The organism is Arthrobacter sp. YC-RL1 (genome assembly GCF_001454985.1).
GTDB classification, from domain to species: domain Bacteria; phylum Actinomycetota; class Actinomycetes; order Actinomycetales; family Micrococcaceae; genus Glutamicibacter; species Glutamicibacter soli.
In genome coordinates, this window is the sequence record NZ_CP013297.1 from 2102184 (window position 1) to 2127400 (window position 25217).

19 protein-coding genes and 1 pseudogene are annotated in these 25217 nt (G+C 61.1%); 3 read left to right on the forward strand and 17 right to left on the reverse strand.

Features of this window, described 5'->3' with window-relative positions:
- Positions 1-17 precede the first annotated feature (17 nt).
- Positions 18-2663: an aminopeptidase N gene (gene pepN / locus ATC04_RS09850; RefSeq protein ID WP_047120725.1), complete on the forward strand. Its 2646-nt coding sequence runs from the start codon at positions 18-20 to the stop codon at positions 2661-2663.
- Positions 2664-2730: 67 nt separating this feature from the next.
- Here pepN and ATC04_RS09855 read toward each other — a convergent pair whose 3' ends face one another.
- The 8 genes from ATC04_RS09855 to ATC04_RS19725 form a co-directional block, all read right to left on the reverse strand.
- Positions 2731-3624, reverse strand: coding sequence for a Fic family protein (locus ATC04_RS09855; protein ID WP_052772359.1), 894 nt, complete (start codon positions 3622-3624; stop codon positions 2731-2733).
- Between the two features lie 455 nt (positions 3625-4079).
- Entirely contained in the window at positions 4080-5135 is a 1056-nt protein-coding gene (locus tag ATC04_RS09860; RefSeq protein WP_047119070.1) for a lipoate--protein ligase family protein, read from the reverse strand.
- A gap of 52 nt (positions 5136-5187) precedes the next feature.
- A complete protein-coding gene (locus ATC04_RS09865; protein ID WP_047119069.1) occupies positions 5188-6162 on the reverse strand; it encodes an MDR family oxidoreductase in 975 nt (324 codons plus the stop codon).
- Between the two features lie 295 nt (positions 6163-6457).
- On the reverse strand, positions 6458-6715 hold the full coding sequence (locus tag ATC04_RS09870; RefSeq protein ID WP_047119068.1) for a type B 50S ribosomal protein L31: 258 nt from the start codon (positions 6713-6715) through the stop codon (positions 6458-6460).
- A gap of 153 nt (positions 6716-6868) precedes the next feature.
- Positions 6869-7339: an RNA methyltransferase gene (locus ATC04_RS09875; RefSeq protein ID WP_231735952.1), complete on the reverse strand. Its 471-nt coding sequence runs from the start codon at positions 7337-7339 to the stop codon at positions 6869-6871.
- A 533-nt stretch (positions 7340-7872) separates the two neighbouring features.
- Positions 7873-8109 carry a hypothetical protein gene (locus ATC04_RS19315; RefSeq protein ID WP_152666841.1) on the reverse strand — a complete coding sequence of 79 codons (237 nt, stop codon included), beginning with the start codon at positions 8107-8109 and terminating at the stop codon, positions 7873-7875.
- Between the two features lie 103 nt (positions 8110-8212).
- Positions 8213-9073: a hypothetical protein gene (locus ATC04_RS09885; RefSeq protein WP_231735953.1), complete on the reverse strand. Its 861-nt coding sequence runs from the start codon at positions 9071-9073 to the stop codon at positions 8213-8215.
- 116 nt (positions 9074-9189) lie between these two features.
- Entirely contained in the window at positions 9190-9582 is a 393-nt protein-coding gene (locus tag ATC04_RS19725; protein ID WP_197413527.1) for an AAA family ATPase, read from the reverse strand.
- 229 nt (positions 9583-9811) lie between these two features.
- Between ATC04_RS19725 and ATC04_RS09895 the strand changes: the two are divergent.
- A pseudogene (locus ATC04_RS09895) lies at positions 9812-11201 on the forward strand (IS256 family transposase).
- A 1254-nt stretch (positions 11202-12455) separates the two neighbouring features.
- Here ATC04_RS09895 and ATC04_RS09900 read toward each other — a convergent pair.
- From ATC04_RS09900 to ATC04_RS09940, 9 genes are all read right to left on the reverse strand, one after another.
- On the reverse strand, positions 12456-12794 hold the full coding sequence (locus ATC04_RS09900) for a hypothetical protein (protein ID WP_047119065.1): 339 nt from the start codon (positions 12792-12794) through the stop codon (positions 12456-12458).
- 33 nt (positions 12795-12827) lie between these two features.
- Complete coding sequence (locus ATC04_RS09905) at positions 12828-13073, reverse strand: hypothetical protein (RefSeq protein WP_047119064.1); 246 nt, start codon at positions 13071-13073, stop codon at positions 12828-12830.
- 127 nt (positions 13074-13200) lie between these two features.
- Positions 13201-16137: a DEAD/DEAH box helicase family protein gene (locus tag ATC04_RS09910; protein WP_231735954.1), complete on the reverse strand. Its 2937-nt coding sequence runs from the start codon at positions 16135-16137 to the stop codon at positions 13201-13203.
- Between the two features lie 2 nt (positions 16138-16139).
- Positions 16140-17489: a restriction endonuclease subunit S gene (locus ATC04_RS09915; RefSeq protein ID WP_052772358.1), complete on the reverse strand. Its 1350-nt coding sequence runs from the start codon at positions 17487-17489 to the stop codon at positions 16140-16142.
- Positions 17486-19351: a DUF262 domain-containing protein gene (locus ATC04_RS09920; protein WP_047119062.1), complete on the reverse strand. Its 1866-nt coding sequence runs from the start codon at positions 19349-19351 to the stop codon at positions 17486-17488. The genes ATC04_RS09915 and ATC04_RS09920 overlap by 4 nt, the downstream gene beginning before the upstream one ends.
- On the reverse strand, positions 19348-21288 hold the full coding sequence (locus ATC04_RS09925; protein ID WP_231735955.1) for a class I SAM-dependent DNA methyltransferase: 1941 nt from the start codon (positions 21286-21288) through the stop codon (positions 19348-19350). Before ATC04_RS09925 ends, ATC04_RS09920 begins: the two co-directional genes overlap by 4 nt.
- Positions 21289-21434: 146 nt before the next feature.
- Positions 21435-22364 (reverse strand): RNA methyltransferase, encoded by a 930-nt coding sequence (locus tag ATC04_RS09930; protein WP_231735956.1) that lies wholly within the window; start codon positions 22362-22364, stop codon positions 21435-21437.
- The gene (locus ATC04_RS09935) at positions 22357-23163 is read right to left on the reverse strand and encodes a sulfite exporter TauE/SafE family protein (RefSeq protein WP_047119060.1); all 807 of its coding nucleotides are present in this window, start codon (positions 23161-23163) and stop codon (positions 22357-22359) included. The genes ATC04_RS09930 and ATC04_RS09935 overlap by 8 nt, the downstream gene beginning before the upstream one ends.
- Positions 23164-23194: 31 nt before the next feature.
- On the reverse strand, positions 23195-23980 hold the full coding sequence (locus ATC04_RS09940) for an ABC transporter ATP-binding protein (protein ID WP_047119059.1): 786 nt from the start codon (positions 23978-23980) through the stop codon (positions 23195-23197).
- Positions 23981-24156: 176 nt separating this feature from the next.
- On the opposite strand from ATC04_RS09940, the gene serB reads away from it, so the two are divergent.
- Positions 24157-25077: a phosphoserine phosphatase SerB gene (serB, locus tag ATC04_RS09945; protein WP_047119058.1), complete on the forward strand. Its 921-nt coding sequence runs from the start codon at positions 24157-24159 to the stop codon at positions 25075-25077.
- Positions 25078-25217 lie beyond the last annotated feature (140 nt).

Genomic DNA, 25217 nt, shown 5'->3' on the forward strand with positions numbered 1-25217 from the left:
ACAGCTAAGCTGGTGTGGTGGACACACTAGAACGCTATGCACCGAATGAAAACCTCCGCCGGGACGAGGCCGCGCTGCGCGCCGCCGACATCACCTGGCACTTCGCCGAGGTCCAGCTGGATCTTTCCAACGCGGTCGACCCGGCCGCCACCAGCTACCAGTCGGTGACGACGCTGAACTTCGACACCGCCAGCGGCGAGACCTTTGTGGACTTCATCCACGAGTCCGTGCAGGAGGTCCTGGTCAACGGCAACCCGATCGACCTGGACGACGCAGTGCTCGACGCCCGCATCTACCTGAGCGGGCTGCGCACCGACGCGCCGAACACCGTGAAGATCACCGGCAAGGCCATCTACTCGCGCTCCGGCGAGGGCCTGCACCGCTTCATTGACCCGCAGGACGGCGAAACCTACCTCTACACCCAGTTCGAACCCTCCGAGGCCCGCCGTGTCTTCGCCTGCTTCGAGCAGCCGGACTTGAAGACCAGCTACCGCTTCACCCTCACCGGCCCTTCGGCTTGGCATCTGGCGAGCAACCAGCCGATCGTGGACGAGGTCTTCCACGAGAACGGCACCAAAACCGTCGCCTGCTCCCCCACCCCGAAAATCTCCTCCTACATCACCGCCGTACTGGCCGGCCCGTACCACGTGGTGCGCGACGAGCACGTCCAGCAGCTGGCCGACGGCGAGGAACTGGTCATCGAGATGGCGGCCACCTGCCGCGCCTCGCTGGCCGAGCACTTCGACGGCGAAGAGATCCTGGAGCTGACCAGCCGCGGGCTGGCCTACTTCCACGAGCTGTTCGACTACCCCTACCCGTGGGGCAAGTACGACTCGGCCTTCGTGCCCGAGTACAACCTGGGCGCCATGGAAAACCCCGGCCTGGTCACCTTCACCGAACGCTACGTCTTCACCTCGCACGCCACCGAGGGCCAGCACGAGCAGCGCGCGAACACCATCATGCACGAGATGGCGCACATGTGGTTCGGCGACCTGGTCACCATGAAGTGGTGGGACGACTTGTGGCTCAAGGAGTCCTTCGCGGATTACATCGGCACCCTGGCCAACGATGCGGCCACCGACTTCACCACCGCGTGGACCACCTTCGCCGCCCGCCGCAAGGCCTGGGCCTACGTGGCCGACCAGATGCCGACCACCCACCCGATCGTCGCCGACATTCCCGACCTGCTGGCAGCCGACCAGAACTTCGACGGCATCACCTACGCCAAGGGCGCCTCCGTGCTCAAGCAGCTGGCGGCCTTCGTCGGCGCGGACGCCTTCCGCGACGCCGCGCGCAGCTACTTCCGCACCCACGCCTACTCCAACACCTCGCTGGATGACTTCCTGCAGGCACTTGAATCGGCCAGCGGCCGCGACATGGGCCAGTGGGCCGATGCCTGGCTGAAGACCAGCGGCGTGCCCAAGCTGCGCGTGGACTACGCGGTGGACGAAGCCGGGCTGGTCACCGAGGCGACCCTCGTGCAGTTCGGCACCGACCCGATCAGCGGCGAGCCGATCCGCCGACCGCACGTGCTGACCGTCGGCGCCTACGCCCTCGCCGAGGGCGCGCTGACCCGCAGCGCGGTGCAGTCGGTGGAGCTTACCGGCGAAAGCGCGCCGCTGGACTTCCTGGTCGGCCAGCCGGCTCCGGCCTTGGTCCTGCCCAACGACGGGGACGAGACCTACGCGCTGATCGAGTTCGATCCCGCCTCCAGGGCCACGCTGCTAGCGAACCTCTCCGGCCTGACCGACTCGCTGCCGCGCGCCACCTGCTGGGCGTCGCTGTGGGACGCGGTGCGCTCGGCCACCCTGGACGCACAGAGCTACGCCGGCGCGATCCTGGACCACGCGCACACCGTCGCCGACGCCGGCGTGTTCGGCGTGCTCACCGACCAGCTGGTGTCCACGATCTCCCGCTACGCCGCGCCGGAGCTGCGCGCCGGGCTGCGCGACCGCGCCGCCGCCGTGCTGACCGGCTGGCTCACCCGGTTCGAGGCAGGCAGCGACCAGCAGATGACCACCGCCCGCACCCTGGTCAAGCTGGCCCGTGCAAGGGTGGCCGGCGAGGTCGTCGACGCATTCCTCGCAGAGGGCGAAAACCAGTACGCGGTTCCCGTGGACGAGCAGCTGCTCTGGGATTCCTACGTGGCGCTGGCGGCCTCCGGCCGGCTAGACGAGGCCGCCGAGCAGCGTATGCACGCCGCCGCGAAGGCCAGCCCGACCAGCGTGGCGCTGAACGCGGTGCGCACCGCGCTGGCCGCCCGCCCGGATGCCCAGGTCAAGGAGCACGCCTTCGACACCGTGCTGATGGCCCGCGACGAAGACGGCGCGCTGTCCAACGACGCGCTCTCGGCGGTGGCCCTGGGCTTCTCGATGGGTTCGGCCTCGCTGCTGGCCCCGTTCGAGCAGCGCTACTGGGCGGCGATCCAGCCGGTCTTCGAGACCATGAGCATGGAGTTCGCCACCCGCGTCATCGAGGGCCTGTACCCGATGAACCAGGACCTGGAGGGAGCGATCGAGCAGAACACCGCGCTGGCCGACGCCACCGCATGGCTTGAACGCCACGATGGCGCCCCCAAGGCCCTGCGCCGCATCCTCATCGAGGAGCGCGATGCGCTGCAGCGCGCGCTGAACGCCCAGGCCTTCAGCCGCACCAGCCGGTAGCAACCCGCCAGCCTCCGGGCCTTGCGCTGAGCACTCAGCGCCAATGGCCCGGGGGCTGCCGTCAATTTCATCCGCGCACGCGCCGACAAGCCCTGGCTGCGAAGTCGTCAAGCGCAGCGATCACTTTGGGTGCGATCCACGCCCTCTGCCCGTTGACATGGCCCGCGGCCTTCAATGCACCCGCCTGCTCAATGCGTTCGATATTCCGATAGGCGGTACTGGAGGATTGGCCGGTGGCGTGCATGAGCAGCTGGGCGGTCATGGCCGGTTCGCGGAATATCAGTTCCGTTGCCTGCTTCAAGCCTTCGCCGGGTGGCCGAAGGAACCCCGCAAGAACCTGTTCGCGGACATTTCGGATGTCCGCGGCCAGCTTCCTGCCGTTGCCAGCCGCCCTCAAAGTGGACTTAGCGGACATATCCACGATGGGTTCGATGCCGCCCTCGCGGTAGGCTCCGAGTGCATCGAAATATGCCGCGGTATCGGTGAGCAAGCCGGATGACACCGGAATCGTGACCTTTTCGGTAACTCCCTTGTTCCTCAGCATCGACCCGACCAGTGCGCGGCCGGTTCGACCGTTGCCGTCCGGGAAGGGATGGATGGTCTCGAACTGCGCATGGGAAATGGCCGTCTGCGTCAGCGCGGGAATATCATCACGTTGCATGAACCGCACCAAATCGGCGATGCCCGGGCCGACCCTGTCCTCGTGCGGAGGAACAAACATGGCTGAATGCGGGGAATTCCCGCCGATCCACACCGCTTCAGCGCGGTAGCGTCCAGCTAGCTGGGGCTCGGAGCTCTCAAGCAGCCCGCGGTGCATGGCCAGGATGTTCTCGCTGCAGAGGTTTTCCGCGAGGTCGATTGCCGCCGACATGGCGGAAATATTGGAAGCGACCAAGGCAGCATAGACGCTGGAGCGGTCCCCCAATTGAGCGAAGGCCAGGCGCCGCGCGCCAACGGTCAAGTTCTCAATCTGCGAGCTGGCTGCAGACTCGCTTCGGAGCAGCAGTGCGGCAAACAGTGCGGCGGCATCACCCAGATCACGGTCGAAGCGAACGGTCTCGATCGTGGCTTCTTCGACCAGCGCAGAGGTTCGCCCTGAAACCCGCGGGTCGCAATCCGCGATCTGCGGAACAACTGCGGCCCTAGAGGGGCCGCGGGCGCACAGTCGCTACCGGGCCAATGCGTCGCATCCGCAGCTACCAGCCACGCGATCTCCTCAAAGGCAAGAGCTGGCCATGTGGGACGGCATTTCACCCTGGATTCCGGGCCGCGGTGAACGGACCATTGGCTAGGCACCTTCCAAGATCTGAGAATGAACTTCGCCTACATTCCCACAAATCACAAAATGCGGGAGTACAGGGCGGCTCGATGCCCAATGGCTCGCCAGCGAATACCGCGCCCGGCGTCGCGTCCGGGTTACGGAACCCTGGCCGTCCACTGCTCGGTGTCGAACTTCGCCGCGGCCAGTTCGCGGGCTGCCTGGCGGGACTTCTCGTCCAGTTCGGCGCGCACCGCGCCGGTGCGCTGCGCGAAGGTGTCCATCATGACCTCGATGATTTCCCCACGGGTCAGCTGCGTCTGCGACTTCAGCGGATCCACGCGCTTGACCGCAGAGGTGATGCCCTTGTCGGAGATCTTCTCGCGCCCGATGCGCAGCACCTGGGTCATCTTCTCGGCGTCGATGTCATAGCTCATCGTCACGTGGTGCAGCATGGCCCCGTTGGCCAGGCGCTTCTGCGCGGCGCCGCCGATCTTTCCCGCCGCCGTCGCGATGTCGTTCAGCGGCTTGTAGTGTGCGGTGATGCCGATCTTCGCCAGCGCTTCCATGACCCACGAATCCAGGAACGGGTAGGAGTCCGCGAAGCTCATGCCGTCCACGAGTGATTCCGGGGCGTAGAGCGAATAGGTGATGCAGTTCCCGGCCTCCATGAACATGGCCCCGCCGCCGGAAATGCGGCGCACCACCTTGATGCCGTGATGTTCGGCCTGCTGGCTGTCGACCTCGTTGCGCAGCGACTGGAACGAGCCGATGACCACGGCGGATTCGTCCCAGTCCCAGAACCGGATGGTGGGCTTGCGCTCCCCCTTGGCGATCTGCCGGGTCAGCACCTCGTCCAGGGCGACCTGCTCGACCACCGGTATGATCTCCGGGCCCAGGATCTGCCAGTCATGGTCTTCCCACTTGGTGGCGTGGCCCAGCGCGCGGCGCACCACCCGGGCCACTGCATCGGCATCAAAACCGAACATCACCGCGCCCTCGCGCAGTCTTGCGGTGACCGCGTCGCGGATGGTGGAGTGGCTGGCATCGGTGCGCAACCCGGTGAGCGCTGCATTCAGGTCTTCCAACGCGTCATCGGGCTCAAGGAAGAAGTCCCCGTTCAGCGAAGCGGCGGTGATCACCTCATCCGCGGTATCCAGATCCACAACGACCAGTTTGCCGCCGACTACCTTGTATTCACCGTGATGCATCATGCAGCTATTCTATCCCTGAGCACCAGCTCGACGAGCGGTTGGGCCTTGGCGCTCACGCGGTGAGGCGCACCGCGGTGCGTCCGCGCACGCGGCCTGCGAGGATCTCTTCGGCCCGGTCCAGCACCTGCTCGAGTTCGATGGTGGTGCTCATCCCTGCAAGCAAGCTGAGATCGAGATCCTCGGCCAGCAGCTCCCAAGCCCGGGTCCGCGTGGCCAGCGGCGCGCTGACGGTGTCGGCCCCGGCCAGGGTGACATCGCGCAGAATGTGCGGGAAGACGGTAATGGACAGCTCCGCGCTTTGGGCCATGCCGCAAGCGACCACCAGTCCCCCGTACGAGGTTTGGGCCAGCACGTTGGCCAGGGTGGTGCCCCCGGCCACGTCGATCGCGGCGGCCCAGAGCTGTTTTTGAAGTGGGCCGCCAGCGTCGCCGGCCAGCGTCGCGCGGTCGATGATCCGTTGCGCACCGAGCTCCTTAAGGTACGCTGCTTCCTCGTCGCCGCGCCCGCTGGAGGCGACCACCTGGTAGCCATGGCGGGCAAGCAGCGCGCAGGCGATCGAGCCCACGCCGCCGGCTGCGCCGGTGACCAGGACCTCGCCGTCGCTGGGAGCCACTGCCGAGTCGAGGATTTTCTGCACGGCGATCGCGGCCTCGAACCCGGCCGTGCCAATCGCCGCGGCTTGATGCGCGGCGAGCGTGCCGGGAAGCCTGACGAGGAAGTCGGGTGCGACCCGCGCTTGCTCTGCATACCCGCCATGGGTGCTTTCGCCAATCCCGGACCCGTTGAGGATGACGGTGTCGCCGGAGTTCCACTCGGGACTTTCCGACCGGGTGACACGTCCGACAATATCGATTCCAGGGATCAAAGGCCAGGAGCGCGCAATGCCCTGCCCGGTCAGGGCGAGCCCGTCCTTGTAGTTCAGGCTGGAGTACAGCACGTCTAGTTCGACGGGGCCGGCAAGAAGGCCCGGATCGGCATCCGTGAGATGCGCCGCGGCGCCCTTGGACTCGATGAGCAGTGCGCGCATGTTCTACTCCTGTTGACTTGCTACCCGGTCGGTGCATGGATCGTGTGGTTATCCGGGCCCTGTCGCGCCGAAGCATCCAACGGGGGCCCAGGGCCGATAAGTCCGGCAAGCACCGCGATACGACGACTCTAGCCAATGGCCGTTGCCTCGGGCAACCTCCCCGGCTGATTGCCCGGCGAGCATGCGGCTAATCCCGGGACGCCTTGGAGAATGCGGGCATCTGCGGTTAAAGCAGCAACGGCGTGCTTCCAGAAAATCTGGAAACACGCCGTGAAAGCCTGCGAGGGGCGAAGAATTACTTCTTGCCGCCGAAGCCCTTGAAGCGGGCGTTGAAGCGCTCGACACGACCGGCAGTGTCCATGATGCGCTGCTTGCCGGTGTAGAACGGGTGCGAAGCTGCCGAGATTTCGACGTCGATGACCGGGTAGGTGTTGCCGTCTTCCCACTCGATGGTCTTGTTCGAGGTAGCGGTCGAACGGGTCAAGATCTTTTCGCCAGAAGCCAGGTCGTTGAAGACAACTGGGCCGTACTGCGGATGGATATCAGCCTTCATAGCTATACACCTTTTTGTTTGTGGCCACTGGATTTTGCCAGCAGCTGATTACTCGGAAAATTGCGCCTGCGCACGGCCCACCGGGTGGATCGAAACACACAGACATTCCATCTTAGCTCACGCACCGGGCTGGGCAAAAACCGCTCAGCGTGGCTAAGAGCACAAATGCCAGAAGGCGATGGCGCTGGCGGCGCCGACGTTCAGCGAATCCACCGCGCGGTGCATCGGAATGATCACTGTCGTGTCGACCGCCGCCAACGCCTCGTCGGTCACTCCGCGGCCTTCGTTGCCCAGGATCATCGCTGCCTTCTCGCCCGCTGCCAGCTGGATCTCGTTCAGCGGCACGGCGTTTTCGGTCAGCTCCATGGCGAGCATCCGGTAGCCGTGGGCGCGCAGCCGCTCGATGTCCTGCGGCCAGGATTCCAGGCGGACCCAGGGCAGGTCGAAGACGGTGCCCATGGAGACGCGGGCGCTGAGCCGGTACCAGGGATCAACGCATTTGGGGGTGAGCAGCACCGCGTCGATGCCCAGGCCCGAGGCCGAACGGATGATCGCCCCGAGGTTGGCGGGTGTCCCAATATGTTTGAAATAAGCCGGCCCGCCCAGACGCCCTCTTCCATTCACCTTCCAGTCACCACCAACCAAGACGATTTCGCCATTGAGCAGTCCACTAGGACTGGCTCTGAACCGTGCACGATCGCTTTCGTAGGCTCGATGTGCATCACCGGAGATGCCCTTGATGTAGAGCCGCCGCACAAAGCGCCGGATCCAATCTCCGCGCGTCTCTTCGAAGACGAAACGTACCGCCAACGCTTAGCTGGGAACCGCCCACAACTTCTCATCGACCTGGAGCATCTCAGCACTGGAGACCAGCTCCTCGTTATGAGGGACAGTCACCTGGAACAGATCATGGTCGACGGTTGTGAGGTACCGATCTACATCGTCGAGGACGACTTTCGGTCAGACCATTCAAATGCATCGGTGCCGACGACGACGAGATGACGGAGGCCGCCCGCGAGTGGCCGACCTCGCCATGCGAGATGCCATCTTCACCCAGCGCGATCGGGGAGAGACGCCAGCTGCACCGCATAGTCGGCCGGTATCTCCGTCGGCACCGTGCACTATGTGCTCAGAGTCGAGAAGATCGCAGATTCGTGTCATGAGTCCAGCGGAAGTGCGCGACCATAACTATTGAAGTATTCCTCTGCCGGGCCACCGTTCGCATCGATGAAACCGAGCTTAACGCCCACTTCAACAACTCTTCGGCTAGCACATACATGCCCTACGGATGCTCGCTCCGGGCAGCAAACATCAATTTCTCTGACCTGGTCGATCTCGCCCAGAAGGGCGAAGTCCCCTGCACGCTGTTCTTCACACCAATCGCGATTGTTCACGAGACAATTGGGAGGAATACGACCAAGCCGATCACGGGTATCAGCAGGCACACCTTCTGAATCAGGTCGCGCACCAATGTGGAGCTCCGGACTATCACTCTAATCACCGGATGAAATCTGGGATCACCACTTCAATCTTCTCTTCGAGCGCAGCCATTGCCTGAGTAGACCATCCGAAGTACGAAATCACATACGTGAGCGAATTGTAGAATGCAGCAATGGCAGCTCGCGCATCTTTCACCACAGATTCAACATCCACATAGAGATCGGCGGTGGCCTGATCGTTGGCGACGTCGTATACCCATCGACGTTGTTCCCGGACCGGATACAGCGTGGGATGGGTCAGATTCGACAACAAGCCATAAACCCCGGAAGCTGCGTCCTGATTGATCGTTCCGCCTGCCGCCTCAGTAAGCGAGTACATCCACTTGACCGCTATCTCGAGGCTAGGAAGCTTCTCCCCCTCCAAAGTCCAGTCCCCCAGCTCCTGTTTGGTCGCTTGGGGGAACCGAGAGAGAATTTCCTTCTTGAGCTTTTTGTAGGCGTTGTCAACGCGCTCGTAAGTCGGTCCGGTCTTGTTTTGCAGCCTGCCAGTGTTCTTCCTGGCCTCTTCCGCGCTCTTGAGCTCTTCGAGGTACACCCGGGCAAGCCGCTTCTCTGCCGGCTCATTTGGGTCGTCCCCAAGAATCCAAACTGCATGAGCACAGTTCTCGATGACTGCTCTTATCAAAAGAGGCGGCGAGAAGAGCACTTCAGCGCTCTGATATAGACCGGCGAGACCGCCTAAGTGCCCGCTGGCACTAAGAAGGAATATCTGGATCGCTTCCGCGATCAACCGGTGGCCGGTCTCACCCGTAGGATCCGTGATCTGAGGATCGGGCGAAGGTAAAGCCGCAGCGTCCAAGGCGGCAGGCGAATTCGCGGCAGGGATCCACTTGTATGTGTCCGCAATTTCGTGAAACACGTCGCGACAAGCGGATACAACCTGCACGAGCTCATCTAGTCGATTCCTGAACCCAGAAGGAACTGTCTGCCAATATGCCATCCCGTGCATCACCCTTTGTCTTAGTTTCGAGGTGCTTAACTAATGTATTTCTGGGATTCGCCCATCATCATATTGTAGTGGCCCATATGCGCACCGCCGGACGTCCGCTTGAAGATCCGTTCGAAGGCGTCGAGCCAGTGATCGTTTCGAGATAACGGTTGAGCAAATACTTCTGCGTCCACAATGGTGTGTGATCCACTGTGCGACCATGCGATGAGCGCATCGTGCAGAGCCTTCTCGGTCGGTTTCAGGTCCCGGCCGATTTCGTACAGGTTACCCTGCCCGCCAAGGGTCGAGAAGTAACTCTCGAGAATTCTCCGCAAGACATTGGGGAGCGAAGGCATCGGAGAACCAGGGCGCGTACGCGCTGTGGCAACTTCGTCCCATAGTTCCTGATATGCGGAGCGAATCGGATTTTTTGGCCGCAATCGACGACCTCATTGAGCTCGGGCAAGAATTTTCTGATGCAGTAGAACTTCACTACCCGCGACTCCTCGCCCTTGTGTTCGTAGCTCACCTCGCTGTGAAACCTAGTATTGTGAGAAGGCCAAGGCATCCGCTCGGGCCGCGGCACGTGGCGACGCCGGGAACGAGCCTGTCAGGTTGATTGCGTAAGACCCCTAGTCAATTGATAGAAAGAGACTAGGAAAACACGATATGACCATCCAGAAAGACCAGAACGAACAGAGCAGGGAAAACGCATCCGATATCGCCGACAAGTTCGCCGCCTTGGGGTCCATGGACGCCGTGAAGGAATCCGGGGCCTTCGACGAACTCATGGGATTCATCGACCGCGGAGAAATCCAGCTCGACGGCAAAGATGGGTTTATTCAGCAGATCATCCGCGCCGGCCTGGAACGCGGCCTGAAATCCGAGCTGAGTAGCCATCTGGGCTACGAAAAGGGCGAAAGCCACGGCCAGTTCCTCCCGAACTCCCGCAACGGTTCCTACCCGAAAACCGTGTCCACGATCGCCGGCGATATCGACCTGCAGATCCCCCGGGACCGGGCCGGAACCTTCGCCCCGACGCTGGTGCCCAAGGGCTCGCGCCGCACCGGCGGGCTGGATGAAATGATCATCTCCCTCTACGCCGGCGGCATGACCGTGCGGGATATCGCCTACCACCTGGAAACCACCGTCGGCACCCAGCTGTCCCACGACACGATCAGCAAGATCACCGACGAAGTGCTCGACGAGGTCGCCGTCTGGCAGGAACGGCCGCTCGAAGAGTTCTACCCGATCCTGTACTTGGATGCGCTGGTGGTCAAGGTCCGCGACGGTCACCAGGTCCGCAACAAGGCCGCGCATATGGCCATCGGCGTGACCGTGGAAGGCGTCAAGCACGTGCTGGGCCTGTGGGTGACCGAGAATGAAGGGGCGAAGTTCTGGGCGCAAGTCTGCGCCCAGAAAAGCCAACCGCGGCTTCAAAGACGTCCTGATCGCCTGCTGCGACGGCCTCACTGGTTTCCCGGAAGCGATCGAAGCGACCTGGGCCCGGGCCACGGTGCAGACCTGCGTGGTGCACCTGATCCGCGCGGCGAACCGGTTCGTCTCCTACGGTGACCGCAAAGCGGTCAGCGCGCAGTTGAAGAGCATCTACACGGCACCGAGCATCGAATCCACAGCCAAGGCGCTGGATGATTTCGAAGCATCCGAGCTGGGGCAGAAGTATGCGTCGGCGGTGGCCACCTGGCGCAACGCGTGGGAACGGTTCACCCCGTTCCTGGAATTCCCGCCAGAGCTGCGCAAGGTCATTTACACGACGAACGCGATTGAGTCGATGAACTACCAGTTGCGTAAGGTCACCAAGTCCCGGGGCCATTTCCCCTCCGATGCGGCGGCGGTGAAGATGCTGTGGCTGGCGATCTGCACTATCGAGGACAAGCGGGCCCGGGAGCGGTTCAAGGATGCGCAGAAGAAGGGCCGCACCCCACGGGCCGGCGCCGGATCGCATCTGGTGGAAGGGGCCGGGACCAACGGCTGGAAGCAGGCGTTGCAGCAGTTGGCGATGGCGTACCCGGAGCGGATTGAACCGTATTTGACGTAAGTATGACGAGCCCTGAATAACGGAGGTGACTAGGGGCTTACACAAACTTCCTGACAGGCCCCCGGGAACCGGCGCCTGAACCACCGGTGGAAGAACCTGTCCAGTCACAAGAAGAAGCACACCGTCGCCTGCACCGCGATTGCCCGTGAACTTGCGGGTTGGTGCTGGTCATTGGCCGACATGGACGACTAATTCCGCAAGACTCGCCTCTCATGTCATGCAACGTGAAGAGCGCATCAGCGGTAGATCTATGAGCAGCATCCCCAACAGGTGCCACGCTCGACACTAGACAAGCTGGTTGCTCTCGCCGAAACAGGGTCATGCGGTAACCAACCCGCGGCTGTCAGACTGACGGCGTGTCACTAAGACACGCCGCACCACCGCATCGACGTGAGAAGCGAAAAGCACCCGCCCGGCAAACCAGCCGAGCGGGTGCTGACCCCTGCTTACTTGACAATCAGGGGCACATATCAGATCCATGCGCACATCGAGCTCAACCTTTTGCGCATTGTCTTGCGCTAACAATTCGTCAGCTCATACCACTGTAGTAGCGAGGCCAATCAATTCAGCCCGCGCGTAGCGTTGGGACACCGTGTCAGTCGGGTGCTTGCCGGTATTCGGACGTTGCACTCATCCTAAGACTGACTCCAGAAATTCCTAGTGAAACTTCAGAAGCACTGAAATCCGATCTGGAATCGCGATTCTCCATCAATGCACCAAAGCACAGGAGCAACTCGCATTGGATCGCTGGTTGACTACTCGATTCTCAGTTACGAAAGCTGCCCTAAATAGGTCTGGTGGGGTGATGCAGATCAGGTTTGACCTTTAGCGCGGCGCAACTTGTGCTCGTCGATCTGACGATCGATCTCCAATTCGGCTTGTGTGGCTACTTCGAGAACCTCTCGCTCGATGGGGTTCGTACTCGCCCTCGAACACAGCCAGAGACCCGAACGCCTCAAGAGGATCACGGATGGTGCGGAGCACATCAGGCCACTCCCTCCACCGCCTAAGGTCCGCACGAGTCGGCGTCTTAGTCTGGCCGCTCATCGATGTCGAAGACTGAAAAACAAAGCGAATCACATCCATCTCGGAGCGTACTGAGCCGCAGAACACTGATCTGGCGACGTCTACAATAACGGCAAGCTGTTCCGCGAGACTATCAAGGCGATCCTTGACGTAGTCGGCAATCAATTCTTGAGCGTCAGCCGAATCCAGCCGTAGTTTCAGTTCTTCAGCCATGATTTTCTGTAGGTCTTAGCCGGAAACGCGCTGACCCAGGGAAGGTCGGGGTAGCCCCATCCTATTGAAAATGCGTGCTTCGAGATTGTCACCTTGAGAAGTCGAACTGAATCCTTGTGGCTTTAGAAGCTCGAGAAATTGAGAGACGAGGAACGCGTAGAGACTCACCGTGTTCCGCAACGCAGCGGGCCGAGACTCTTCGCGGTGGTACATCTCGTTGCGATATTCATGAAGCCGCGACACGATGCTGACGTATTCACGAGGAATATCGCCGTTCCATGCAAGCACCCGCAGTTTGTCTTCGAAATTCCGCTCGATGCCCGAGAGCTGGGATTTCGAAAACTTCCAGTACATGGCTCTGTTCTCGTGCTTTAGCTTCTCTCGTTGCTACTGGTCAAAGTCACGAAGATCAGCCATGACATGCCGATCGTCCTCAATATACGACGAGATCGAGTCACGAAGGACCCATCGGGACAACTCTTGGACTCTACGAACCATAAGAGTCTCGACGGCGCTGTCGAACAAAAGAAATGCGACGCGATTGTCCTCCGGGGTGTCACTGAGCATCGCGTCACGGGCCGTGAATACCTGAGCCGAAATCTCTGCTGCTCGTTCCTTCTTGATTGTTTCCATTCCTCGAGGATTTCAACGTCGTACCGTGGTGCGGATGGAACTGCTGGGGTAATCGACGATTAAGGCAGAGTGGCACGACGGTCAAAGCCAGCTTTTGAGCCGCCCTGCTGTCTTTGCCAGGACTCGCTCACGCCGCGTTCGTTCGATACGTCGCCTTGAACACAGCGTCTTCGAGCCAGTGTTTGAAGCTCTCGTTGTCCTGGAAAGCTTTGAACAGTTGGGTCTCATCGGAAATGAGGCTAAGCATGGCTTTGCCCAGCGCCCTGTTCATCTCAACGCGGGCGTTCACGGGATCATCGTTGGCCTGTGCGTTGCGGTAGGCTTCGTCCTCCGCGACTAAACGAGGGATCTCTTCTGTGATGCGACGCTGGATCCGGTCGCTGTCCTCCCACTCGATGTTCCCGAAATAGTCATTGAAGCTCTTTACGATTTCGGAAAGCCTCTCAAGCTCGGCGTCGGCGCGATGCCCGCCAGCTGCGGCCGGGACGGCAGCGAGCTCACCGTCTTCGTCGTCTAGCACGATCTTCATCGCATTCTGCTTCTCGGCCCGGTACGATTCCAAGTCGATATTCTCCAGGATGCCGGCTGCGAGGTCTTCCTCCTTAGGCGCAGGAAGCTTCGGAACGAGATGGTCGAGGAAGATCGATCGCTTTTCCCATTCGAGGCTGCCGTAGGGAAGGACGGTGGACAGGAAGTTGTAGGTGCGCAAGAACGCCTTGGCATTCGCCTTAAACGATACTTGGTCATCTTCGTCAAGAAGCTCCACGTATTCGGCCACGCAAACGTCAAGGATAGGATCCAGTTTTTCGCGACTCGCCCCCGCCAGATAACGCGTGACGAACTTGTCGACATGTTCGGGCGCATAAATGGGGGCCGCGTCAAGCTCAGTGACGAGGTCGTGCAGTTTGTTCGGGTCGGTTTCCTGCGCCAACATTGTGGTCCGATAGTACGGCTCGAATGCACGCTGTATGTCCTCGGCGTCGTTAGCGAAATCGAGCACGAACGTGTCATGCTTCGCGGGGTGCGCCCGGTTGAGACGTGAAAGAGTCTGTACGGCGAGCACGCCGGAGAGAGTCTTGTCCACGTACATCGTGTGAAGGAGCGGCTCGTCGTAGCCCGTCTGGAATTTGTTCGCGACCACAAGGATCCGATAAGGCTCCGTCTTCACGTGCTCAGCAATGGCGTTCGAGGGGAATCCATTCAGGCTCGCCTCGGTGACCTTCTGGCCTTTGTAGTCGTGCTCACCGGAGAAAGCGACGATCACCTGGAACGGGCTCTTGCGTTCGGAAAGCGCATCTCGTAGCGCGTGGAAGTACTCGATGCAGCGCGCGATCGAGGCAGTAACGACCATAGCACGGGCCTCGCCCCCAATCTTGCGCTTGGCGACCACTTGCGAGTGGAAGTGCTCGACCATGATAGCGGCCTTTTGCTCGATCGCGTGCTTGTTGCCCTCGACGTAGGCGCGAAGCTTCTTCGACGCACGCTTCGCATCGAACTCGGGGTCGTCCTCGACGGTCTTCATCAGCTTGTAGTAGCTGCCGACGGGTGCGTAGTTTCCCAACACATCGACGATGAAGCCTTCCTGAATCGCTTGCTTCATCGTGTACGAGTGAAACGGCCGGTGGCCGACCTCGCCGTCAGGCTTTGTGAATGGCTCGCCGAACATTTCTAGCGTCTTGTTCTTCGGCGTCGCCGTGAATGCGAAGTAGCTGGCGTTCGACAGTAGCTTCTTGCTCTCGATGATTCGGTTGATCTGGTCCTCGACAGTGTCCTCGTCGCTAGCGCTGGCATCGGACAGAGCATGCGAGACCGCTGCGGAGGTCTTGGACCCCTGAGAAGAATGCGCTTCGTCGATCACAATGGCGAAAGTGCGGTCGCGGTGATCCGCGCCGATATCGTCCAGAATGTAGGGGAACTTCTGTACCGTAGTGACGATTATCTTCTTGCCCGCGGTGATCGCGCGGCGGAGGTCGCCCGATCGATCGGCGTGGACGACAGTGGAGCCGACCTGCAGGAACGACTTGATCGTCTGCGTGAGCTGGTTGTCGAGGATGACGCGATCGGTCACCACAATGATCGAATCAAACGCGGTCCGACCGCCGTGCGCGGCCTCGGTAAGTTGGTGGGTCAACCACGCAATCGAATTCGACTTTCCGCTGCCTGCTGAGTGCTGAATTAGGTAGCGGCGGCCGGCACCTCGAGCTTCGACATCGTCGAGCAATCTCCTGACGACGTCGAGCTGGTGGTAGCGGGGGAAGATCGCCTTCGAAAGTTTCTTTCCGGTCTTCGGATTCTTCTCGACGACAACTTGCGCGAAGTTCTCGATGATCCCAGCGAGGCTCCGTAGCGAGAGCACCCGCCGCCAGAGGTAGTCCGTCATGATCCCATCGGGGTTGGGCGGATTGCCGGCACCGTCGTTGAAACCCTGATCGAAGGGAAGGAACCACGAGGATGCGCCCTTGAGCTCGGTACAGAACTTCACTCTCTGGTCGTCGAGGGCGAAGTGGGCGATCGTACGCCCGAAAGCGAACAGTGGCTCTCGCGGGTCGCGGTCCCGCTGATACTGCTGCACCGCGTCCTCGACTGTCTGCTTCGTAATGTTGTTCTTCAGCTCGAACGTGAACAGCGGCAGACCGTTGACGAATGCTACGAGGTCTACGGCGTCGCCGGGGTTGCTGACGCTGTGGTGCACCTGACGCGCTACCACGAATCGGTTCGCGTCGAAGAGATCGGCGGCCTTCGCATTACCCTTTGCTGGTGTAGGGTAATAGAGATCGACGTGGTGCCCGAGATGGGCAACACCGTTGCGAAGCACATGGACGAGCCCGCGCTTCGTGATCTCACCCTGGAGTCGGGCCAAGAACTTGTGACGCGTAGGCGAATCGTCTGCCAGCCCAAGTGAATCGATGAGGGTGGGCTGCGTGGTCTCAACGAAGGCGGCGAAGCTACCGAGGTCGAGCGCGTATGAGGCGACGTAGTCCGTCGGCGAACCTTCAGTCCAGCCGCCCTCGACCATCTGCCTAACGATGAGCGCCTCCAGGCTCTCCTCATTGAGATGCTGCATGCTCATTCCCCCAGGTTCTCGCTCAGTGATTCTTCGAATTCATCGTCGAGGATGGTGTCAAGCTCGTCAATAACATCGGGCGCATCTGGCAGTGTCGCTGCAAACGCTCTAACATCAACTTGGCCGGTTACCACGTCGGCTACGAGGCGCGTTCGAAACTCTTGTAGAAGACTGATCTCACGCTGAGTCTTCGCAATTACTTCGTTCGACTCGCGGGATACTTCTTCGATTTCAGCAACTACACGCTGTTGTTCTGCGAGTTCCGGGACAACAACACGCATCCAGCCGATGTCGTCCATGTTGAAGTGTCCTACGGTAGATCCCTGAGTTGCGAGCGCGATTCGCTCTTGCGGTAAGCCGCCGTAGATCTGATGAACCAGGAACTGTGGACTCATGACCTCATCGCGAAGCTTCATCAGCACGGTGCGTTGGCCGAGTGCCATCTTGCGGCCGGCTGGGATCATAGCGGCCTCACCCACAGGTGCTTCGCGCGTGAATATCACGTCGCCAGGTTCAGGCACGGCGCGCTGCGTCCATGCTTGATATGACTCAGCGTTCGTAGGATAGGCGCCGGACCAGTTGATGTTCCCGCTCTTCACGGCAGCAGTACGAAGCACCCAGTACTCACCGTCTTCGACGTAGGGGGCAGTCTTATGCTCGCAGTCCACAAGTTTGCGAAGAACGTGCCGCAATTCGCGGCTTGGAGCGTCCAAGCTCCTAAAGGTCGAGGCAGAGACGGCGGCTTTCCGTTCGTTAAGGAGCGCGATAAGACGGCTTTTCGCAGCTATGGCTTTGTCGATGCGGGCATTCGCGTGGTCAAGGTACTTCACGATCGCAGCCTGTTCAGTCGCAGGCGGTACCAGCAGAGGTGCGTCCAACCATCGGTCATCCGTCATTTGAAGTCGTGACTTCCAGACTCCTTGCGACCGAACCTGGAGCTCCCATTGAAACCGGTCAGAACGGATAAGCTCATGCAAGTAGGAAGAGTCCAGCTCGGCGCGGTGCTGGCGATATACGCCGTATGCCGTACTGACAATTCCGTGGTGCTTCGCGACCCCTAACCCCCGCCCCCATGCCCACAAACTATTGATCACGAGATCATGCGGCCAGCAAAGCTTATGCCCTGCATAAGTCTCCGCTTTGAACATGCTGACATTGGTTGCAGAACGAGGGATGACACCGCGACTCGACGAAACTGTAAGTAGGTCTTCTTCGCCTCGGATGGAACGAATATCCACTGGCCGCATTATCGTCTTCGCGCGCTTGACCTTCCAATGTCTGGGAATCGTAGTCGCCCACGGAAGCGCCAACGCGCGCATGTCTGCATATACTGGCAGGTCACGGAACATCATTCTTCCTCCTCATTCCCCGCGGTATGCATCAGATCTGCGGGGTTCCATAGCTGGTTGGCGATGGCTCGGTACAGCTCGCCTCGCTCAGTGATTGAGTCCGCAGTAAAGGCCTCATAGGGGCGGAAGCCGAGTCCGCTTTTGGCGACGAAACGCAGGAAGCCAGGATTCTTCTCGTACGTCTGCGGATCGAGTGATGCTGCGAGGAGATTCTGGGAGTAGTAGCGCGGGCGCTTCAGTTCATAGGCGTCGTCGTTGTAGCTGCCGTTGTGCTGCTTGGGAAGAAGCAGCAGGTCACCGATACGGTTGCGGTGGCGCGCGAAGTCGGACTCTTGCGGGAACTCGTCCGTGTGCCGGCTTGGGTGGTTTGCCCAGATGTGCTCGACCTCGTACCGCACGCCGTTACCTCCGGTCAGCTCGACATAGTTAGACGCGAGACCTGAGCACATCGTGACGTGGTCGGTGATGCGTGCGAGGACCCGATGCAGTTGCGCTCGGTTCTGCTGGTGCACGACAAGGTCGTCGTTCGTGTCGAACTTCTCCCGCTCGTTCACCAGGTAGCGGTGGAGCTCCCGGGCGAGCTCTCCCACACTGAGCCCGCGGATGCGGAACATGAGCGTCGTCATCGCATATTGCATCGTGGAGTAGTCGGTCGAACGCGAGTTCCAGATGCGCCAAGCGAGCAGAATGTCGATGAACCTGCCGACGATCTCCAGCTTCGCGTCGACGGTTACGGCGTCGTCTTTGATGCACAGTGGTGCGAGCAGCATCTGATCTTGCAAGGTGAAGCGGTGATCTGCGTTGAATCGGATGAATCGCAGCGGGCTCGCGGCGTCAAACGATACCTCGGCCTGTGCGATGCGCTCGTACTGACGCGCGTAGAAATCCAGGTTGCGGGTCACGAAGTCGCTGAACGCGTCGGACGACTCCAGCCCGACCCGCTTGGCGTCGTTACGTAGCCAGCGGTGGAACTCAGTACCGATCCGATCCCAGTCCTGTGGCTTGGCACCCTTCTTGCGCTCACGGATTCTGGTCGAGTACTGGCTACGCAGCCACGTCTTTAGGAAGTCGGCGCTAAGTCCCTCGCCGAGGTCTTCGAGCCGGCGCATCCAAGACCGCCAGAGATCGTTGGCCGCCGCGCGCGCTTTCCCGTCGTCAATATTCGCCAGCAGGTATCCCTTTAGCATGTCAGCCGGAGTGAGCTTGAGTCCGCGATCGTTCATTGTCTCGAAGATCGCGTACGCGTCATCGTCGTTATAAGCGGTGATCTGTACGATCTGGACGCGGTCTTTCAGCCAGTCGATGAAGTAGGGCAATACCTCGCTCTTGAGCTCGTCCGGGAAAAGCCCTTCGATCTCGCTGTACCGCGATACGAGCGTGCGCACCGACTCAACGGACTCGGGCAGCGCTTCGAACTCGCCGGTTTCGAAAAGACCGTGCATGCAGTCATTGCGATCGGGGACGTCAAGGTTGAACGACTTCTCGCCGTACGATTCGGAGTAGATTAGCTCGTCGATCTTCACTTCTGGAGTTCCGAGTTCCGCCTGCAGACGTCGAAGGTATGTGAGGAACAGGGTGAGCGTTGTGAGGCGCTGCTGTCCGTCCACGATGAACGGCTGATTGCCTTTCTGGGAGACGATGATCGAGCCAAGGTAATAACCTGGGTAGCCAGCCACGGCCGTGCGCTTGTGGTCAGAGCTGTAGAGCTGCAGGAACTTCCCCGTGAGGTCAGTGATGAGCTCAGCGAGCTGCTTCGATTCCCACTTGTACTCGCGCTGGTAGTAGTCGATCGAGTACTTCTTGTCCTTCAGCACCTCCGCAATCGTCTTAGCGAATCCGTCGATGCTGTTCGCGCGTTCGCTCATGCCAGGTCTCCTGCAATCTCGGCGATCAGGTTGTCGGTTTCCGCCTCTAAGGCACGAATGTCTGCCTGGATCTCAGCCAGAGAACGCATGGGAACAGGCTTGTAGAAATGACGCGTGAAGGAAATCTCGTAGCCGATCTTCGTCTTCGAATTGTCGATCCAGGCGTCCGGCGCGTACGGCGCGACCTCGCGGCGGAAGAAAGCTTCTACACCGTCCGCGTATTCACCAACTGGTTCGGTCAGCGGCACCTGCTCGGTGTCACGCAGCTCCGTATCGGGCTCGAACTCAACGACTCGGGTACGACCGTCGATGATCGCTTCGTACCGGCCATGCAGTGGATCAGGCTTCGCCGAATACGGGAGGGCCTTCCGGATGACAGGCGGCGCAGTCTCGTCGCGCACGCCGTCCTCCTTCAACTGTTTGATCTCCTTAGCGGTGTACACGCGGTTTGCATCGGTCCCGGCGAGCCTGAGCGGACGCTCGACGGTGATCTTGCGGTAACCGAAGTCGACGCCATCGAAGACTTTCGAGTGATCGGTGTCCGCGTAGTCGTCGAACGCTGCGAAGGCCTCGAGCACCCTGTCTGCGTCCGCTGCGCTGACTTCAACGCCCTTCTCGCCGAGGTTCTTACGTAAGGGAGTCGCCCACTCGGTTGCGTCGATGAGCTGCACTTTGCCCCTGCGACGTTCCTCCTTACGATTCGAAAGAACCCACACATAGGTTGCGATGCCCGTGTTGTAGAACATCTTCAACGGCAGCGCGACGATGGCCTCGAGCCAGTCGTTTTCGATGATCCAACGGCGAATATTACTCTCTCCCTGTCCCGCGTCACCCGTGAACAACGAAGACCCATTGTGCACGGACGCGATGCGGGACCCACGAGCCGTGCCATGCTTCATCTTCGAGATGAGGTTCGCCAGGAACATCAGTTGGCCGTCGTTGCTGCGAGTGACGAGCGAGTATTCGGGGTCCCCAGCATGCACGACAACAAATCGCGGGTCGATGATCTTCTTTGCCCCGCCGAGGCGGTCCTGATCCGTCTTCCAGCTCTTGCCGTACGGCGGGTTCGAGAGCATGAAATCGAATTCCTGCCCCGAAAACGCATCGTTCGAGAGGGTCGAGTATTCGGGACCCCCGACGATGTTGTCGGCCTCGGCACCTTCACCCTTGAGGATCAGATCAGCTTTCGCAATCGCGTAAGTTTCGGCGTTGATCTCCTGGCCGTAGAGATGCGTGGAGATTTTTTTGCCTGACGGCTCGGTAAGCTGCTTCAAGGTCTCTTCGGCGACAGTAAGCATGCCACCGGTGCCCATGGCCCCGTCGTATAACCGGTACGTGCCTGAAGGAATCTGATCGGCAATCGGTTCGAACATCAGCCGCGTCATCAAGCGCACGGCATCACGAGGAGTCCAGTGCTCACCGGCTTCTTCGTTGTTGTCTTCGTTGAACTTTCGAACCAACTCCTCAAAGACGGTGCCCATTCCGTGGTTGTCTATCCCTCGCGGGGACAGGTCAAGATCGGGGCTGAGGAATTTCTCAATCAGTGCGCCCAGAGCGTCCGCTTTTGTCAGACGAGGCAGCTGATTTCGGAACTCGAAGTTATCTATGATCTCCTGCACGTTTGGAGAAAATCCATCAAGGTAGGCTTCGAAGTTCAGTCGCAATCTTGTTGCATTCGAGATACTACGAAGATCCTTGAGGGTGAAGCCAGAGTAATTGTAGAAATCCTGCTTCGCCGCCTGTCGAAGCGGTCCGTCCTGGTTGGCGATACCCGCATCGTCGAGCGTCGCCTTCATCGCCTTGACCGCGTCACGCGTCGGTTCCAGGACGCTATCAAGGCGCCGAAGTACCGTGAACGGCAGGATCACGTCACGGTACTTGCCTCGCACATAGAGGTCGCGAAGCACGTCATCGGCGATGCTCCAGATCAGCGACACTATCCGAGCATGACCCATAGGGCTATTCGACAAGGCACTTCCTTTTAGTTTGCGGGAAAGCAATCGGAGAGATTGATTCACTATTACATATCAAGATACATTTCAGACACTTACATCAGCGCCCGGTATGCGTTTGTGTGTCGGGATCATCGCGTCGCATACAACGCCACGGCGACAGAGGTAGCCACGTTCAACGAGTCGACTCCGCCCATCATCGGAATCGTGACACCGCGACTGACCATTGCTTCTGTTTCAGCCGTCAATCCGCGACCTTCGTTGCCGAACACCAGAGCGAGTTTTTGATGTTCCTCTGCAACCAGTTCGTCCAGCATGATCGAGCCCTCCGTTAAGGTCATACCAGCCACTACGTAGCCAGCATCTTGAAGCAACCTAATACTCTCGGGCCAATTTTCTACCCGGGCCCAAGGAACTTGGAAAACCGTGCCCATGGATACTCGAACGGCCCGCCGGTACAGCGGATCCACACATTGAGGCGTAATCAGCACTGCATCGACTCCGATGGCCGCTGCACTGCGGAACGCCGCACCGAGATTAGTATGATCTTGAATGTTCTCAAACACGGCGATGCGCGAGCGTTTCGGCTCGGCATGAACCTCAGACGCGCCGGATTTTTTGGAACACCTGACATTCGTGTGGTCCGCGATGTCCTCCAGGAACGCCGCCCGGGAGCTGGCGGCCAGCACCTCATCGAGGTCCAGCGGGGTTGGGCGGTTCATCGCCGCCATGGCGCCGCGGTGCAGGTGGAACCCGACAAGGTCCTGCAGCTGCGCGTCGTCGCCGATGAAGATCGGCGCGTCAGGGAAGCGGTTGAACTCCGCCACGAGCTGGCCCAGGTGCTTCTGCGCGAGCAGGAAACTGCGCGGGCTGTGCCCGGCGTTGATCGCGCGCTGCACGACCTTGGTGCTCTCGGCGATGTACAGGCCGTTTTCCACGTCGGTGCGCATGCGCAGGTGCGCCTCGGACAGGCGCAGGTACTCGTCCAGCCGCTCGTCCTGCAGGTCCGCGACGTGCAGGATCCGCTCGGGGTTCAGGATTTCTGCGGGGAACTCAGGCACCGGCCACCAGCTTGTAGACCATGTTCGCCAGGGCCACCAGGCCCAGGATGACGATGACGGTGCGCAGCCAGCCCGGGGAGAGCTTGCGTCCGACCTTGGCGCCGATGAACCCGCCGATCAGCGAGCCGACGGCGATGAGCAGCACGATGATCCAGTGGATGCGCTCGGGCGCGATGACCAGGTACATGACCGCCGCGACCAGGTTCACGATCAGCGAGAGGATCACCTTGATCGCGTTGGACTGCTGCAGCGAGGCCTGCAGGAAGACGCCGAACACCGCCATGAGCAGCACACCCTGCGCGGCGGTGAAGTAGCCGCCGTACACGCCGATGACGAACACCAGGATGTACAGGATCAGCGGGATCTTCGCCTTGTCCGCCGCGTCCGGGTCGGTGCCGCCCTGCGCGGCCTGCCGGGTTTTGGCCCAGGCGGCCAGCCGCGGCTGGAAAATCACCAGCACCAGGGCGCACACCAGCAGGATCGGGGCGACCACGCCGAACACCGATTCGGGCAGGTTCAGCAGCAGCAGCGAGCCGATCAGGCCGCCGACCAGGGAGACCGGAACCAGTTTCAGCAGCGTGCCCTTGACGCTGGCCGCCTCGCGACGGTAGCCCCAGGCGCCGGAGAATCCCCCGGCGACCAGGCCCATGGCGTTGGAGACCACCGCGTTGACCGGGGCGATGCCCAGCGCCACGAGGATCGGGAAGGTCACCAGGGTGCCCGAACCCACGACGGTGTTGATGGTTCCGGCCCACAGCCCTCCGAGGAAGACCAGGGCTTCACGCCAGAATTCGATCATGGTGCGGTACTCCCCTTAGGTGCGGTGTCTCTTAGCGGCGCGCGAACGCCGAGAAGCGGCCGCCCTCGCGGCGCAGGGCCAACGGCATGGAATAGGTGGCTTCGAGGTTCTCCTCGGTCAGCGTCGCCTCGATCTCGCCGGCGGCGACCACCTGGCCTTCGCGCATCATCAGGATGTGCGTGAAGCCCTCGGGGATTTCTTCCAGGTGGTGGGTCACCAGCACCAGGGCCGGGGCGTACTCGTCGGCTGCCAGCTCGCCGAGCTTGGCGACCAGGTTCTCGCGCCCGGCAAGGTCCAGGCCGGCGGCCGGCTCATCGAGGATCAGCAGCTCCGGGTCGGTCATCAGGGCGCGGGCGATCAGCACGCGCTTGCGTTCGCCCTCGGAGAGCTTGGAGAAGGACTGGTTCATGAAGGTGGACATGCCCCAGTCATGCAGCAGGCCGAAGGCGCGGCGCTCGTCGAGCTTCTCGTACTTCTCGCGCCAGCGCCCGGTCATGCCGTAGGCGGCGGTCAGCACCACATTCAACACGGTTTCCCTGCCGGGGATCGAGTTGGCGACCAGGGCCGAGCTCAGGCCGATCAGCGGCCGCAGCTCGAAGACGTCCACGCGGCCCAGGGTCTCGCCCAGGATGCCCGCGGTGCCCCGGGTGGGGTGCATCCGGGTGGAGGCAATGTTCATCAGGGTGGACTTGCCGGCTCCGTTCGGGCCGAGCACGATCCACCGCTCGCCCTCGTTGACCTGCCAGGAAACGTCCTTGAGCAGGTCTTTACGCCCGCGCACCACGCTGACATCATTGAAACTTAGCACTTCGCTCATGGTATTTAAGCCTAGACTTCTGACCCCGCGAATCACTAATTAGCAACGTCTTTAACGCGGCGCGAACCCCGTGCCCTCCGCGGTTCTCAGCGACTATGACGTTTGCTACACCATGCGACGGCCGGCAGGGCGACGTCATTTTTGGTCGCACGGCGCACGCCGACGAAAATGGAGCCATGGCCTCTACCCTTGTTTTCGTCTCCCGCCCCTTGCTGCCCCGCAACGTCTTCGACAGGCTGCTGGACGGCGCCCGCGCCGCCGGGCTGGTCCCCGCCGGCGCTGAAGTCTCGATCCGCACCAGTTCCGAGCGCCTGGTCGCCAAGGTGGCGCTGGACGAGTCCCGGAGCGCTGGGGCGCGGCAGGCAGCCGCACAGTACCTTGCCGCTCAGGTGGCCGCCGGAACCGTGGCCGAGTCCGACGTGTGCCTCGCCGTCGTCGACGCGGCCCTGACCGGGGCCACGCAGCTGCTGCTGGTCATGGATGTCGATTCGACCCTGATCAAGCAGGAAGTCATCGAACTGCTGGCCGCCCATGCAGGACGCGAAAAGGAAGTCGCCGCGGTCACCGAGGCCGCCATGCGCGGCGAGCTGGACTTCGCGCAGTCGCTGATCCAGCGCGTGGCCACGCTGAAGGACCTGCCGGCCACCGTGCTCGGCGAGGTGGGCGAACGCATCATCTTCTCCGACGGCGCCCGGGAACTGGTCAAGCGCTTCCATGCCGCGGGGCACAAGGTCGGCGTCGTCTCCGGCGGCTTCCAGCAGATCCTGGACCCGCTGGCCGAGGAACTGCAGCTGGACCACGCGCTGGCCAACACCCTGGGCATCGAGGGCGCGGTGCTGGACGGCACCGTGCACGGAAAGATCGTGGACCGCGCCACCAAGGAGGAGATGCTGCGTTCCTGGGCGGCCGGCCACGGCATCGACATGGCCGCCACGATCGCCGCCGGCGACGGCGCCAACGACCTGGACATGATCACCGCCGCAGGCCTGGGTGTCGCTTTCAACGCGAAGCCGGCCCTGAAGGAAAAGGCCGGGGCCCAGATCAACTTCTCGCGCCTGGACGTCATCGCCGACCTGGTTCTGGACGATCTGAACTAGGCCAAATCCAACAAGTCGATAACGATTAGCCCGGAAAACGCTGGTTATCGGCTTGTTGGTTGTTCCAGCCGATAGTATTTCAGGTGACGCAACCCTTGACCCAGGCAGCTTGTCGGGGTATGTGCCGTAATCTGACCGCT

Coding starts and splice junctions, on each gene's coding strand:
- ATC04_RS09860 (WP_047119070.1), bottom strand. CDS start 5,135: ATGATGCATCACGGTGAATACAAGGTAGTCGGCGGCAAACTGGTCGTT.
- ATC04_RS09865 (WP_047119069.1), bottom strand. CDS start 6,162: ATGCGCGCACTGCTCATCGAGTCCAAGGGCGCCGCGGCGCATCTCACG.
- ATC04_RS09870 (WP_047119068.1), bottom strand. CDS start 6,715: ATGAAGGCTGATATCCATCCGCAGTACGGCCCAGTTGTCTTCAACGAC.
- ATC04_RS09900 (WP_047119065.1), bottom strand. CDS start 12,794: ATGTACTGGAAGTTTTCGAAATCCCAGCTCTCGGGCATCGAGCGGAAT.
- ATC04_RS09905 (WP_047119064.1), bottom strand. CDS start 13,073: ATGGAAACAATCAAGAAGGAACGAGCAGCAGAGATTTCGGCTCAGGTA.
- ATC04_RS09910 (WP_231735954.1), bottom strand. CDS start 16,137: ATGCAGCATCTCAATGAGGAGAGCCTGGAGGCGCTCATCGTTAGGCAG.
- ATC04_RS09915 (WP_052772358.1), bottom strand. CDS start 17,489: ATGATGTTCCGTGACCTGCCAGTATATGCAGACATGCGCGCGTTGGCG.
- ATC04_RS09920 (WP_047119062.1), bottom strand. CDS start 19,351: ATGAGCGAACGCGCGAACAGCATCGACGGATTCGCTAAGACGATTGCG.
- ATC04_RS09935 (WP_047119060.1), bottom strand. CDS start 23,163: ATGATCGAATTCTGGCGTGAAGCCCTGGTCTTCCTCGGAGGGCTGTGG.
- ATC04_RS09940 (WP_047119059.1), bottom strand. CDS start 23,980: ATGAGCGAAGTGCTAAGTTTCAATGATGTCAGCGTGGTGCGCGGGCGT.
- serB (WP_047119058.1), top strand. CDS start 24,157: ATGGCCTCTACCCTTGTTTTCGTCTCCCGCCCCTTGCTGCCCCGCAAC.